This is a genomic window from Bacillus sp. FSL R5-0439, assembly GCF_038008805.1.
Classification (GTDB): Bacteria; Bacillota; Bacilli; order Bacillales; family Bacillaceae; genus Bacillus; species Bacillus safensis.
The window spans coordinates 327,329-342,201 of the sequence record NZ_JBBOZW010000001.1 but is presented as its reverse complement, the minus strand read 5'-3'; the positions used below and the strand labels follow the sequence as shown (position 1 = coordinate 342,201).

The following is a 14,873-nucleotide window of genomic DNA, read 5'->3' as shown; positions in this document are numbered from 1 at the left end:
CTGTCCGCTACAATATTTGAAGATGACAAAAATTCTGACTTTTTTTGTGGTTTTATCACAATAACAGATAAAAAAGAGCCTGCCGCGATCCGGCTGGCTCTTCCCTGCTTACGCCCACACCTCATCAAGGGTAGACTGCAGCAGCTCATTTAATTCTTGCATCAGGTTGTCTTTCGGCTGATTGTAGCTTTTCACCAATTCATCAAATCGCTCGATCTCTTTGTCGATAAATGGATGGACATAAGCGAGGCGGTTTTCTACATCCATTTCTTCGCCGTCCATTTTACGTTTGAGCAGCTCATGGATTTCCGCTAAAAGCGGTCCTTCCTCCACTAGTTCCTCGAGCAGTTCATGAAAGTCCATCGGCGGAACCGTCCGGTAGCGTTCAATCCACTGACAGGCAAGTAGCGGACGAAGCACATAGAAATACTTCTTGATTCGCACCTGCTCTCCTCGTAAATGCCTGCTTTCATTCCGCTTCGCCATATTGAGGTAATGATACATCAATGCTGCGGGATAAAACGCTCGATCCTTTAATTCTCTTAGCTGCTTTGCCAAAGAGAAGGATTCAGCATAGATGATGTCAGAAGACAGCCATTCCATGATGGACGGATTCGATTTATTGAATAAGCGAAGTGCCTTTCTAAGCTCCCAGCCGCTGATATCAAGCATGTCATCAATCGGCCGTTCAATGACATCACGATGCTCTTCCATCGCCCAATACCATTCTTTTCGAGGCACATATAAAAAACGAACATCGTAGTCACTATCAGTCGAAGGGAATCCCCATGCTCTGCTGCCTGATTCGACCGCGAGGCAAATCTTGACGTCATACGTTTCTTCGATGATTTTCAGCTCTTCCTTGATTCTCTCTCTCATCAACCATCAACTCTTTCTATAGAAATCTGCATGACTTCATCACGATTTGGTAAAATACGAATAAGACATATATGAAAAAGGAGTTGGATCTCATGTCTATATCTCGCATCATGAAATGGATCACCGGGATTTTTGAAGCCTGTCTTGCCATCCCTGTCATCGGAGGACTATTTATTATTAGCAATGGCTATTCACCGCTCATGGTCATGCTTATTCTGCATATTATCACACTCGTCTTATCGAAGCGAGACCAAGGACCAATGATTGGCAGCATCATTGGGATTATCACATCCTGCCTCGCCTGGATTCCGATACTCGGATTCATCCTGCATATCATCACAGCTCTTGCCCTCATTATCACAGCGTTAGTGCCTGATGAAAAAACGAGGCAGAATACGAGTTATTAAAAAAGAGGCCCTCCTAGAGCGGCCTCTTTGTTCTTTTATTTGAGCAAATGCTTTTGTAAGAAGGCGAGCTTCTCTGTTTGAAACGCCGGGATAAATTCGTGTCCAAAATAGCGATATATCTTCAGGTCTTTATCTGCTTCTAAATGGTTGTATGCCGCAAACACAGTAGATGGCGGGGTTATTTTGTCAATCAGCCCGATCGCCATCAATGTTGGCTGTTTCACCCATCCAGCTAAATTGATTAAATCAAAATAGCTTAATGTCTCAAATGCCTTTTCCTCCACTTCTGGATCACTGTTTCTTCGAAAGTATGAATTGATTTCTAAATAAGGCTGCTCCAATGCAACGTCCACTGCACGCTCGAAGTTCGATAAATAAGGGTAATCTGCTGCTACGACCTTCGGAATGTCTGAAAGGGCTGCGGCGGCTACCGCTAATGCACCTCCTTGGCTTCCACCAATCACGCCGATTCGGTGTTCATCTACTTCGGGGAAGGATTGAACCACTTCGAGTGCACGGACGGCATCTAAATAAACGCCGCGATAATAGTAAGTCTCCTTGGATAAAATACCTTTTGTCATCCATCCCAAAGCGTGACCGCCTGGTGTCACTGACGTATCTTCACTGCCGCCTTGACCGCGGACGAGCATACCAAATGTCGCATAGCCATGCAGCGCCCAGTTGACAATGTCGTGAATGCCGCCATCATAGCTGGCATTATAGCCATGAAAACGAACGAGCGCTGGATGCGGACCTGATTGATCTGGTACCGCGTACCAGCCTTCAATTCGAGAATGCCCAAAGCTTTGATACGTCAGGCGGTACACCTTGACCCCTTTCACTGGATAGTCATAAGGTTCAAGCGCTGGATCTGCCTTCACTTGGCGCAGTTCTTCAAGAGATGCCTTCCAAAAGTCTGAGAAATCAGGACGTGCTGTTTTCTTTGGTTTATATTTTTTTAGATCTTCTAATGATAAATCGAACAATTGCATATCCTACTATACCCCTTTGTTTTATTAGTTATATATATCATACCACTCATTTCTTGATTGAGAAAGTCATTTAACAAAACCTTCTGACATTTCTATTGGCAAAGATGATGGAAACCTTTATGATAAAGAAACTGACCATAAAGACTAGATGTTCTCAGACAGAATCATCCTTTACAATATATTCATGAAGATGATCGATCGTTCATGAATTTTCACATGACATATAGCGAAAAAAGGAGGAATCCCTATGAAAGTCGCCCTTATCCAAATGGATGTACAAATTGGAGAACCTGAATTGAACTTTAAAAAAGCAGAAGCTTTCTTAGAAGAAGCAATTCACGAGCAGCCTGACCTGATCATTTTACCCGAAATGTGGAATACCGGCTACGCCCTTGAGCAAGCCGATCAGCTTGCGGATGTAAACGGTGAACGCACAATACAGCTCTTTTCCTCCTTTGCCCGTAAGCATCAAGTGTATCTCATCGCAGGCAGTGTCTTAAATAAGCGAACAGAAGATGAAAACATCACCAACACGATGTATGTCTTTAACCGCCAAGGTGAGCTTCTGTTAGATTATGATAAAATTCACTTGTTCCGTCTAATGGATGAGCACAACTATTTAACCGCTGGTGATCAGCTTGGTTTATTTGACTATAGTGAAGATGTGAAAATTGGCGCGATGATCTGCTATGACCTCCGCTTCCCGCAGCTTTCTAGAACACTTGTGAACAAAGGGGCGAAGGTGCTCGTCAATACGGCGCAATGGCCATCAGCAAGAGTGGACCATTGGCGCAGCCTGCTCATCGCAAGAGCGATTGAAAACCAGTCATTTATGATTGCTGTAAACAGAACAGGCACAAGCAGAGACACAGAATTCCCTGGACACTCCATGGTGATTGACCCACTCGGCCGCATACTGCTTGAAACACGCGATGACGAAGACATTTATTATGCGGAAATTGATCTTCAGCTAGTGGATGAAGTCAGGCAGCAAATTCCAGTTATGACGGATCAGCGTCTGGACTTATATTAAAAAGCAGGGTGCTCCCCTGCTTTTTGCGTTTAATTAAACGTTTGTTTAAGCTTTCCCTTGATTCTGATATAGGTCCATGAAGGCTTGAGCGGCTTTCGTTAAATACCTTTCTTCCACATATGCAAACACAAGTGTGCGGGTTGGGCATGAATCAATTTGCAAATAAGTGACTTGGTTCCTATCCTCTTGTGCCACCATTTTCGGCACAACGGTCACCCCTAGTTCGTTTTTGACCAATGCCTGTGCTGTTTGAATATGGCTTGTTTCAAAAGCCACTTTTGGCTGAAAACCGTGATGACGGCACAGTTCTGTGACCACTTGCCGAAAACCGTATCCCTCTTTCAGCAAAATAAATGGGATACCTTCAAGAAGCTGAAAGGGAACGATTTCGTGACTGGTCTCTTTTTGCCCTGCCTGCTCAATGATCTCGTTCAATGCCTCTGATAACCAGGGCTGAGCAGCTTGCGGAACTGCAAGAAGGAGCGGCTCGGTCAGCATTTGTTTCGTTTTCAATGATTCGTGCTCGACAGGCATCGATAAAATAGCCAAATCCAGCTTTCCAGCCAATAGAAGTTTTTCGAGCTCACGTGGAGACTCTTCTATCAGTTGAACGTGAACATGAGGATACGTTTGACAAAAAGTTTTTAATAAACCGGGCAAGACATATCCCCCTGTCACTGCTGGCGCTCCAATGTTCAGCTCTTTCCCGATTTCATAAGCTGCTTCTTCCATTTCACGCAGCAAATCATCTCTTTCCTTCAAAATATTCTCAGCCCTTTTAATGAATCGTCTCCCTTGAGGTGTGGGCGTTACTTGTCCATATTTTCGAATAAATAGTGGTGTGTCTAATTCCTCTTCCAGCTTCTTTATTTGCTGGCTTAGAGAAGGCTGTGCAATGTGAAGTTGATCCGCTGCTTTTGTAAAACTTTGCTGCCGGTACACTTCAATGACATATTCCATCATTCGTATATCCACTTTCATCACCTCATAGGTTTTAACTATTCATGCCATATCTTTTATGTCTTAGACAAATAACAGAAGGAATTCTACGATAAAGAGACCACAAAGGGGGAAAAGAAATGAATCCATATGCTAAAGCAGAGAACCAATTCTCACAAAATGCCGAGAACTATCGAGATTCACCTATATTTGCTGCTGGAGAAGAGCTGGAATGGATGAAAACAACAGCAAATGCGAAGGGACATGAGCATTTACTTGATATTGGCTGTGCGGCAGGACATACCGTTTTTTCCTTTTCAGACGTTATCTCTAAAGGGATCGGCATAGATGTCACACAAAAAATGATCGAGGTTGCAGCAGCACTTGCGGAAGAACGCCAACTGAACCACATTACTTTTGAGCAGGCAGCCGCAGAAGCATTGCCCTTCTCTAATGAATCATTTGATTTAGTGACGTGCCGATTTGCCGCTCACCATTTTCCAGACCTTCCGGCAGCCATGTCTGAAATCAGCCGAGTCTTAAAAAAAGGCGGCCAATTTCTGCTCGTCGATCATTATGCACCTGAAAACACTGAACAGGATTCATTTATTAATCACTTAAATAGACTGAGAGACCCTTCTCATGTGCGAGAAAGCTCGTTATCAGAATGGAAAGAGCTTTTCGCAGCAAACCAATTGACTCAAAACGAGATTCGTTACTGGGATCTGCACATTGATTATCAGGACTGGATTATACGTGGACGCACACCAGAGAACGTTCAAAAGGAAATCATTTCCCACCTTCAAGCCGCAGACCCTGACACAAAGCAGCTGTTTCAGCTTCAATTCGATGCACAGCATCAGCCCATTTCTTTCTGTTTAAAAGCTGCATTGCTTCAAGGAATCAAGCATTAAACTGATAGAAAAAGTCTACCATCGTCGGTAGACTTTTTATTTCAAATATACATCTTCACAGGTATTGCTTTTTACGTTCGTGACACGTCCCTTCTCACGACAAGGAGGGCTACATCATGTCTCTATTATATGATAAATGAACGGAGATAGGTTAGGCATTTTAGATTCTCTGAATAAAAAAAGAACCTACCCTCGTTGGAATAAGTTCTTTACTGCAAACGTAACTTACGGTGCAATATCCTCTAATACTTTCTCGCGCGTTTCTATCATTTTAAAAGCAAGAATTGCTCCCACTACAGTCACACTTGCAAAAAGAATAAAAATAGTTGAAACACCGCTTACCTCTAAAATAAAACCTATCATAATAGGAGCGATCGCTGAGGCCAGCCTAAGCCACGCTGTAGCAAATGCCGTTCCAATCACCCTCATACGTGTTGGATAAATTTCAGGTGTATATAGATAGAGAAGAACTGTAATTGTTCCCATCATTCCGTAAGCAGCAGACCCTAAATAGATGACGCTTTCTGGAGAAGTCGCTCCGCTGATCCATAAAGCCGTTAATAAAACACCTGTTAATACAAATGCAATGGTTGCCCAGCGCTTCCGTCCTACTTTATCAATTAAAAATGCACAAGCGAATACCCCTATGGTCTGTAAAATATTTGTGAGAGATGCTGCCCTTAATGAATCTCCGACTGGCAAATGGTAAACAGTATTGTAAAGACTCGGTAACCAGTTATTTAAACCATTCGATACAAAGTAGGCAGAAAACCATAGTCCCCATACGATCAATGTTCTCTTACGGTAAAAAGTTGAAAATAGCTCTTTCCAGTCGCCCTTTTCAGTACTGCTGGATACTTGATTTGCGACAGGCATTCGTTTGTCAGTACTAGCTTCAATTTCTTCAATAATTCTTTCGGCTTCATCTAACCTGCCTTTCGAAATAAGCCACCTTGGCGATTCACGCAGCATGAAAAAGAATACAAAGACGATTAAACCTCCAATGCCTCCAATCAAGAACATCCATTTCCACCCAAAGCTAGGTACGACAAATGCGCCAATTTGAGCTGAGATCATTAATCCTAATGGAAAAATCATCTCATAAAGCATAAAAAATCTACCTCTTCCTTGGGCTCTAGACAACTCATTAATATATGAGGCTGCTACCGGCACCTCTCCTCCAACTCCAATTCCTTGTATAAAACGGAAAATAAAAAGGGCCATAAAATTACCTGAAAATACACATGCGATACTCATAATAGACATGAGGAACACCGTCCACTTTGCACTAAATACACGGCCGCGCCTTTCTGCTAACCATCCAAAGAAAATAGCACCAATCGCTTGTCCGATATAACCAGACCCAATAAGAAGGCCAATTTGAGCAGGTGACAAATTCCACATTCCGATGAGAACCGGGAGAACAAACGCTAAAGATAGCGCATCAAAAGCATCAAAAAAGGTAGCAGATCCCATAATGATCCGAGGTTTTAAATGCCACCTCGAAAAAGGTACACTTTCCATCCTAGTCAATAGTTGTGAAGCTCTATCAACAACTTGCCCACCGTGAGAATTTGAATTTCCGCTGAGTTCTAACGTCATAGTATCTCCTCCTTATTAGAGGAAATGATGCAAAAGTACATGCCGAAGATCGCTAAAGAAATCGCTTACATTTTAAATCAAGAGAAATTCTGTAGCGTTCATACGAGTTTTCAGCATCTATCAATTCTTTTTTGGCGTTCCAGTGGTGCCACGATCTATATAATACATAGGGAAGATATGCTCCATCGCTTCTAACTGTTCTCCTTCCAATAACTGTGTTAGTAAAGAAACAGCTTTTCTTCCCATTCCAACTAAATCAACATGAACAGAAGATAAAGAAGGGGTTAGAAAACTTGCAATAGGCACATCATCAGCACCAACGACAGACAAATCATGAGGTATTGACACATTTGCGTTATCTGCCGCTTTCATGACCCCCATCGCCAAAAAATCTGAAGAGCAAACAACTCCAGTCATGTGCTGGTTTCCTTGAAGAAATTGAGAAACCACTTCTACTACTTTTCCCCCATCAAATTCATCTAACTCAAACACAAGCTCTTTGTTCATTGTTAATCCTAAACTTTTCAGTGTACGCTCGTACCCCTTGTAATACCTCACACTATGCATCGAACTCATTGGACCATTCACCAGCCCAATGGTTCGATGACCTTTATCAAATAAGGCCGTTACAGATTGACAAACACCTTCTTCATCATCTGGCCTGACACATGGAAATGGAGAATCCTCTAAGTAACTTCCGACAACGATAATGGGAATAGCCAAACTTTTTAACCAATCCATGCTCAATTCTTCATTTCTTGGAGAAAATAAAATGGCACCATCTACAGCCTGCGTCTCAAGTAATCGCTGCTGTTGTACAGATGTAAATGACATCAGCATATTGAATTCGGTCTCATCTAATTCCTTCGCTATTCCATCTAAAATCGTTGAAAAGAATGGATTATTCAAAATATATGAACCGCGAGGAACCACTACAGCGATATTCCCAGTCTTTCTTTTAACGAGCCCTCTCGCTCCTAAATTAGGACGGTAGCCTAACTCATCAATCACTTGTTTGATTCTTTCAGCCGTTTGAGCACCTACTCCTGGTTTACCACTTAATACTCGGGAAACAGAGGCTATAGATACTCCTGCTTTCAATGCGACATCTTTAATACTTACTGACACATTTCATACCTCCGGGAGTCTGTTGTTTTATACTCTATTATAACCTGACTCACCTTCATCATGAAATCAATGGTCTGTTATCTACTGACGTTTTCCTTAAGCAAACCAACACTTTGAAGGCCCTGACGAATCTCTTCTTTTTCCTTTTGAGTTAAAGGTAATACCGGCTTCCTCGCAAGCGAACTGCTGATCAAACCTCTCTGGAACATCGCTTCCTTCATTCGCAGATGAGAGGTAGAGGAAGGTTCATCCATTTTATACACAGCATGCTTTAATTCAAAGATTCTATCGTACACTTTATTAGCCGCTGCAAGGTCTTGTTCTTTCACACATTTGACAAGTTCAGCGATCAAATCCGGCACAAAACAGCCGAAACCGACAAGCGCCCCATCAATCCCTTGAACTAATGTTGGCAATAAATATTCATCGTGACATGTGAGCAACGATACATCTGGTGCATGCTTTTTTAGTGCGCGCACATCGACTTCATATTGTGCCATGTCTCTTTGACCGATTTTAAATGAGACAACGTTTGGAATCTCGGACATTTCTAATAATTGACTGGTTGTATAAGAGGTTTTTGTCCATGTTGGATATTGATGGACGATGATTGAAATGTCAATTGCTTCTGCAACATCTTTAAAGAATTGGACAGGTGATTCAGGCTGCATACCGAATCTCAGCCATGAATGCGGCGGCATGAGAAGAATACCTTCTCCGCCAGCTTCTTGAACTGCTTTTGCATGTTGGATCGCTTCAATTGTCCCTTCAGCTGAAACCCCTGAAATGACAGGTACCTCTCCCTTTAATTCGTCGGCTGCAATGCGCACAGCCTCAGCTCGTTCATGTGGCAGCAAAGTCATAATCTCGCCAGTATGTCCATTGACAACAATCCCGTTAATCCCTTCGTGCTCCGCCACCCAGCGAACAAGCTTACGAAAAGCAGGTTCATCAATTGAATAGTCATCTTTAAAAGGAATTAAGACTGCCGGGAATACACCGCTCCATTTTTCTTTATTTTTCATCAACAAATTCCTCCCCATTCGATTATAGTAAACGTTTACGGTAAGCGTTTACGTAAACAATCATAGAATGTCATCAACAAAGATGTCAACACTGTTTTTTCAATATTATAATAATTCAAAAAACTATTATAGAATTTTAGATACTATTTTATTTTTTCAAAAAAGAAAAAGATCTATATCAAAAACCTCATCATCATGAACTGATTGAAGTAGGATCACCGCTTTTTCCGAACGGCCATACACCAAATAAAGGATAAAAATATTTTGATTGTCAAAACATCATCATATGTACAAAGAGGAAAGGAATCAATAGAAAAAAGTCTACCCTAAACGGTAGACTTTTTTTATTTCGAATATAAATCCCAGCCAAGCTTGAGTGTGTCCACAATATAATTGGCGACTTCCTCAGCCTCTAAATGATCTGTTTCCACTCTGGAGTTATGAAGAGAATAAATTTCCCGGCGTTCTTCAAACAGCTCTTTCATCTCATCAAGCGTCCGGTTGTGAAGAACAGGGCGATTTTCGATTAAAATATCCAGCCGCTGCTTCCAATTCTCCCAAGACAGGTCTAGGAAAAGAACGGTACAATGCTTCAAGCAGGCGCGTTTGATTTCTTCCTGTTTGAATGCACCGCCTCCAAGGGAAACGATCTTGAGCTGTGTATGTTCACATAAATCGACGATATAATCCTTTTCAGCCTGCCTGAAGAATGCTTCTCCTTTTTGCTGAAACATCTCTGGAATCGTCATGTTGTACTTTTTCTCAATCTCCTGATCGACATCAATAAAATCTCTATATAGCTTTTTGGCAACCAGCTGCCCAATGGTTGTTTTTCCAACACCCATAAAGCCAATGAGGACAATATTCCGCTGTCTTACAGGAATTTCTCTATTGATTTTCATGGTCGTGACACGTCCTCCCTACGACAAGGAATGCTACATAATGTTTCTATTATATGATAAATGGAGCGCGAAAAGATAGACCATCTTAAAAATTGTGTTTAACGACGTAGCCGAGCTGTTCAGAGAGCCTCTGTGCTTGTTCTTTCACTTTTTGCTGCAACTGGGGAATGACTTCTTCAGTAAACCGATGGGTTGGACCAGATATGGATAAACAAGCTTTCACTTCCCCATGAATATTAAAGATTGGTGCCGCTACTGCCGCAGATCCTACCTCTCGTTCATCGATACTGCAAGAAGTATACGTGTCAAGAATATGTTTACGTTCCTTTTTCCAGTCGTCTCCCATCACATGATCAGCCTCAGCCGCAAATACTTTTTGTTGAAATTCTTCACTTTGAAATGCCAATAATACCTTTCCGCCTGCACCTGCGTATAATGGCAGCTTCTCACCAATCTTGACAAGATGCCGAATCGATTGCAGCCCTTCCGCTTGTTCAATACAAACCCTGCTTGTTGAATCGAGTACATACAGGTTGACGGTTTCCTTTGTTTCATCACGAAGTGCGTACATGAGTGGTTTAGCCAGTTCTCTCAATTGAATGGACTTCCCTGCAATGTACCCGAGGAGATAAAGCCTTTGACCCAATCGGTATTTCATTGTTTCTTGATTCTTTTCCACAAAATGATTCATTTCAAGTGCCTTGAGCAGTCTCGTTGTCGTAGACATTGCTAAATTCATCTCTTTTGAAATATCCGTTAGCGTCAGCTCTTGACGTTCTTCACTAAAACAAGAAAGAATATCCAAAGCGCGCTGAACCGTACGCAGTCCTGATTCTTCTTTTGACTTCTTATCAGCCATGTTCACTTTCTCCTTTTCCTCTTTGATTTCTTATCGACATAAACGATCGATTTTGCTATAATCCATTTTAAATGTTCCACTAAAAGAAAACAAATTCTACTAGACGGAATAAAATCAATTGAAGATGTTTGATGGAGGAGATATTTGAATGTACCTGGTCGTTTTTACACTTCTGATTAGCTTATATATTGTTCATCAACTATTTCCTGCTCCCATACTCTCCTACTTTGTTGGTCTGCTGGCCGCTATCTCGCTCACCATTTCTTTTAAGAAAGCCAGTGGGCTTTATTTGAAAACAGGTGCTGTGTTTCTCATCATTGGTTTGTTCTTATTCTTCTTATCCGGCCAGCCATTGCATACGTTTGTTCTTCACTTTCATTCCATGCTAGGCTTGCTTTCTTTATTTTTCATGCTGCCTTTTATTCATTCTCTCATACATGTTGGACATTTCGATACACAATTAAATAAACTGCTCACACTACATACAACGAGTCCAAACCAGCTTTATCGCAAGAGTTCATTTGTCACTCATATTCTTGGCATGTTTTTAAATATCGCGACGATCCCCTTAATATATACATCACTCAAACCGTCGCTGGAATCCCTAAAAAAACAGGTGCAGCAATATCTTTATACACGCAACCTCTTAAGGTCATATGCATTATGTTTAAGCTGGAGTCCTGTTGAAGTGCTAGTCAGCGTCACCATTGATGCAACCAAACTAAAATATTATCAAATTGCACCCATTACTTTTGGTTTAATGATCGTGGTGCTGGCGGCAGATTGGATGCTTTTTTCTCGGCAAAGCAAACGATTACCAAACATCATTCAGTCAGCACAAACAAACTCCAATCCTCATCGAATTAAGCGAAAAACCCTTCAGCTCGCTTTCATGCTGCTTAGTTTTATGACAGCCGTCTCACTTGTCGATGCATGGATTGGAAAAGGCTATCTATTTGCTGTTGTGCTGACAATTATTCCATTTGCTCTATTATTCTCATCTGTTATCAAAAAAAGAAAACAATATATAGCGGTCTCTGTGCCTCATTGGAAAGAAAGAACCAATCAGCTCTCCAACTATATGTGTCTATTTTTAAGTGCCGGCTTCTTTGTCGATATGCTGCTTGCCACAAACAGTATGCAGCCGATTCAAGCATTTATTGTCAGTATAGCAGACCATGCCATTTGGGTTTATTGTGTCATCGGGTTGTATTTTCTGATCACCGCTCTTTGCGGTTTTCACCCGCTCGTCTCGCTTGCTTTATTAGTCAGCATGATGACACCTGTCATTCATGAACTGCCTGCTCTTCCCATCGCTATCATGCTGATCGTTGCTGGCACATCAACTGTTATGTTTAGCCCTTTTAATGTTTCTGTCTCCTTATTGGCAGATTTGATGAAGGTCAACCCTTACCGTATCACTCGGTGGAATATTTGGTTTGCTGGCTTTTATATCAGCATGGGTATCGCATGTGCAACAGTTATCACCGTTATTTTTTATTCATAAAAAAAGAGAACTCGTCTTGATATGAGTTCTCTTTTGCTTTCCCACTACGGTTTCAATTGAATACGTTCAATTTTACCTACGATGAAAATGTACGACAATGCCCCGCCTAATGCGACTAAACTGACGAATAAAATTCCCCCGTTGTAAGAGCCTGTCGCCGACACGATGAATCCGATAATTAGCGGAGTGATGATCCCAGCTAAATTAGCAAAAAAGTTAAATACGCCGCCAGCAAGCCCAACCATTTCCCTCGGTGCCACCTCGGACAGCATCGTCCAAGAGATATTAGACAGTCCTTGCGCAAATGAAGCGATGGATAAAATGGTCAGCACAAGCGGGATATTCGTTGTAAAGTTTGCTAAAACAATGGTACTCGTCATCAGCAAGCCAACCACTACCGGCAGCTTTCTCGCTACATTCACTGATACGCCCTTTTTAAGCAGCCAATCAGACACATAACCTCCAAACAAGACCCCAAAAAATGCAGCAATATAAGGAAGAGAAGCAGCAAAACCTACCTTGAGAAATGCCATGTTTTTCGCCTCTGCCAAATAGGTCGGAAACCACGTTAAAAAGAAAAAAAGTGTAGACGCAACAGAGAATTGGCCAATATAGAGCCCGATCAACTTACGATATTTCAGAAGGGCTGCAAAGTCTGCCCATTTCAGCTTCTCCTGTGATGCGACTGTCAGCCCTTCGCCTTGCCGGATTAATTCTAACTCATCTTCATTTATCTTCAGATGCTCTTTCGGTTCGTGATAATACTTGTACCAAAAGAAAGCAAATATGATACCGAGCGCACCTGCCGTAATAAAGACGGTTCTCCAATCGAAAGTCGTCATGATCCAAAAAAGAAGAGGTGTCGCAAATGCAAGACCCACATACTCTCCAGCTGTGTATACTCCTGTTGCAAAAGCCCGTTCCCGCCTTGGAAACCATGTAGTGACAATACGATTATTTGCAGGAAATGCGGGAGATTCTGTAATTCCAATAAACAAACGGCAGCCGAATAAAAAGGCAAAGCTATTCGCAAACGCCTGTAAGCCTGTAAAAATAGACCAGGTAACGAGTGATATCCCATACGTTACCTTTGAGCCAAATTTATCGAGAATAAAACCGCCTGGTATTTGCATCGCTGTATATGTCCAGCTAAATGCCGAAAAAATCAGACCTAATAAGGCAGGATTTAATTGCAATGAAGATTGAATAGCAGGCGCAACAATAGACACACTGGCTCGATCAATATAATTAATAGCGGTAATAAAAAACAACAGAATCAATATGCCAAAACGGGCTTTCGTTGGTTTCACATATGCGGGCTGCAATTCATTCCCCTTCAATTCTGAATGCACTTTCATAACCATCCTCCTTTGTTTCCGCAGCGTGCGGTTCGGTTGAACGTCTTAAATAACCCCTTTTTCTTCTAACTGCTTACACTCTTCTTTTGTTAGGCCAAGCATATTTGTTAAAATCTCATAATTATGTTCGCCTAAATCAGGTGCAATGTGACGGATACTTCCAGGTGTTTTTTCAAACTTCGGAATGATCCCAGGCACCTTCACTTTTCCAAGTCGAGGGTGATGCACTTCGACGATATTCTCTCTTGCTTTAAATTGTGGATGTTCAAAAATATCCCGAATACTTAAGATCGGGCTCACAGGGACACCGTGAGTATCTAGAATTTCTAATACGTCATCCCTTGTTTTCGACGCGATCCATCGCGAAACAATCGCATCCATTTCTTTGTTATGCTTCAGCCTGGATGCATTAACCGCGAATTTTTCATTCTCTAATAAATCTAATCGATTCATCGCCTCAGCCAATCGATTGAAGGTCGAATCTGTACTTGTCACAAGAACCAAATAATGCCCATCCTTTGTCTCATAGGTACCAGCAGGGCTTGAATGACCGCTTAGCCCCGGTGAACGCTCACGCACCTTCCCAAGCTTGTCATATTCTGCAACCAAAAACTCTAACATACGAAACACAGATTCATAGAGGGCCAAATCCACCATTTGCCCCGTTCCTTCTGGATGTGTATCCCTGTAATACATCGCTGTCACAGTAGCAAATGCCACATAGATGCCAGCAATATAATCAGTTAGAGAAAATGAAGGGCTGACTGGATGCCGGTCTGGAAACCCTTGAATATATGTAAAGCCACTAAACGCCGTCGCTGGCGTTCCAAATCCGGCCTTGTCCTTAAACGGGCCCGTTTGACCATAACCCGATACACGAATCATAATTAAACGAGGGTTGATTTCTTTTAACACATCGTACCCAACGCCCCATTTTTCGAGTGTTCCAGGACGGAAATTTTCGATCAGTACATCGACCTGAGCTGCAAGCTTTTTAAAAATGTCTTTTGCTTCGTCTTTGTGCAGATCCAGTGTAAGGGATTTCTTATTCCGTGAGAGACCTGACCATCTAAGTGGTTCCCCATCTGCAAAAGGGCCGACATGCCGCAGCGTATCGCCTTTACCAGGAATCTCGACTTTGATGACTTCTGCTCCAAAATCCCCTAGAAGCACCGCGCCATAGGGTGCAGCGATCATTGTAGAGACGTCTAATATTTTTATTCCTTCAAGCGGTGTATTCATATTCATTGCTTGACTCCCTTTCATTCAAGTGATGAAGGGCTAAAATCATTTCTAATTTAGCCCTTTTCATCTTTCTGATTGACCCG

14 protein-coding genes are annotated in these 14,873 nt (G+C 42.0%); 4 read left to right on the top strand and 10 right to left on the bottom strand.

Going from position 1 to position 14,873, the window contains the following annotated elements:
* Positions 1–108 precede the first annotated feature (108 nt).
* A complete protein-coding gene (locus tag NST59_RS01845; RefSeq protein WP_039176379.1) occupies positions 109–879 on the bottom strand; it encodes a nucleotidyltransferase domain-containing protein in 771 nt (256 codons plus the stop codon).
* A 92-nt stretch (positions 880–971) separates the two neighbouring features.
* Between NST59_RS01845 and NST59_RS01840 the strand changes: the two genes are divergently transcribed.
* A complete protein-coding gene (locus NST59_RS01840; protein ID WP_024424319.1) occupies positions 972–1,286 on the top strand; it encodes a hypothetical protein in 315 nt (104 codons plus the stop codon).
* A 35-nt stretch (positions 1,287–1,321) separates the two neighbouring features.
* Here the strand turns inward: NST59_RS01840 and NST59_RS01835 are convergent, their stop codons facing one another.
* Positions 1,322–2,278, bottom strand: a complete 957-nt coding sequence (locus NST59_RS01835) for an acetylxylan esterase (RefSeq protein ID WP_064498640.1) — start codon at positions 2,276–2,278, stop codon at positions 1,322–1,324.
* Positions 2,279–2,525: 247 nt separating this feature from the next.
* Between NST59_RS01835 and NST59_RS01830 the strand changes: the two genes are divergently transcribed.
* On the top strand, positions 2,526–3,311 hold the full coding sequence (locus NST59_RS01830) for a carbon-nitrogen family hydrolase (protein ID WP_064498639.1): 786 nt from the start codon (positions 2,526–2,528) through the stop codon (positions 3,309–3,311).
* Positions 3,312–3,356: 45 nt separating this feature from the next.
* On the opposite strand, the gene NST59_RS01825 is transcribed toward NST59_RS01830, so the two are convergent.
* Positions 3,357–4,274 (bottom strand): LysR substrate-binding domain-containing protein, encoded by a 918-nt coding sequence (locus tag NST59_RS01825; RefSeq protein WP_064498638.1) that lies wholly within the window; start codon positions 4,272–4,274, stop codon positions 3,357–3,359.
* Between the two features lie 116 nt (positions 4,275–4,390).
* Between NST59_RS01825 and NST59_RS01820 the strand changes: the two genes are divergently transcribed.
* Positions 4,391–5,164, top strand: coding sequence for a class I SAM-dependent methyltransferase (locus tag NST59_RS01820; protein ID WP_064498637.1), 774 nt, complete (start codon positions 4,391–4,393; stop codon positions 5,162–5,164).
* 225 nt (positions 5,165–5,389) lie between these two features.
* Here NST59_RS01820 and NST59_RS01815 read toward each other — a convergent pair whose 3' ends face one another.
* From NST59_RS01815 to NST59_RS01795, 5 genes are all read right to left on the bottom strand, one after another.
* Positions 5,390–6,766, bottom strand: coding sequence for an MFS transporter (locus NST59_RS01815; protein ID WP_039176363.1), 1,377 nt, complete (start codon positions 6,764–6,766; stop codon positions 5,390–5,392).
* 120 nt (positions 6,767–6,886) lie between these two features.
* A complete protein-coding gene (locus NST59_RS01810; protein ID WP_039176360.1) occupies positions 6,887–7,894 on the bottom strand; it encodes a LacI family DNA-binding transcriptional regulator in 1,008 nt (335 codons plus the stop codon).
* A gap of 77 nt (positions 7,895–7,971) precedes the next feature.
* A complete protein-coding gene (locus NST59_RS01805) occupies positions 7,972–8,919 on the bottom strand; it encodes a dihydrodipicolinate synthase family protein (RefSeq protein WP_064498636.1) in 948 nt (315 codons plus the stop codon).
* Positions 8,920–9,263: 344 nt separating this feature from the next.
* Positions 9,264–9,821 carry a shikimate kinase gene (locus NST59_RS01800; protein WP_003214270.1) on the bottom strand — a complete coding sequence of 186 codons (558 nt, stop codon included), beginning with the start codon at positions 9,819–9,821 and terminating at the stop codon, positions 9,264–9,266.
* 85 nt (positions 9,822–9,906) lie between these two features.
* Positions 9,907–10,680 (bottom strand): IclR family transcriptional regulator, encoded by a 774-nt coding sequence (locus NST59_RS01795; protein ID WP_039176354.1) that lies wholly within the window; start codon positions 10,678–10,680, stop codon positions 9,907–9,909.
* Positions 10,681–10,828: 148 nt separating this feature from the next.
* Here NST59_RS01795 and NST59_RS01790 point away from each other — a divergent pair, with 148 nt between their 5' ends.
* A complete protein-coding gene (locus NST59_RS01790) occupies positions 10,829–12,187 on the top strand; it encodes a hypothetical protein (protein ID WP_064498635.1) in 1,359 nt (452 codons plus the stop codon).
* Between the two features lie 44 nt (positions 12,188–12,231).
* On the opposite strand, the gene NST59_RS01785 is transcribed toward NST59_RS01790, so the two are convergent.
* Entirely contained in the window at positions 12,232–13,545 is a 1,314-nt protein-coding gene (locus NST59_RS01785; RefSeq protein WP_341039830.1) for an MFS transporter, read from the bottom strand.
* 45 nt (positions 13,546–13,590) lie between these two features.
* Positions 13,591–14,793 carry a CaiB/BaiF CoA transferase family protein gene (locus tag NST59_RS01780; protein ID WP_081258472.1) on the bottom strand — a complete coding sequence of 401 codons (1,203 nt, stop codon included), beginning with the start codon at positions 14,791–14,793 and terminating at the stop codon, positions 13,591–13,593.
* Positions 14,794–14,873: the final 80 nt, after the last annotated feature.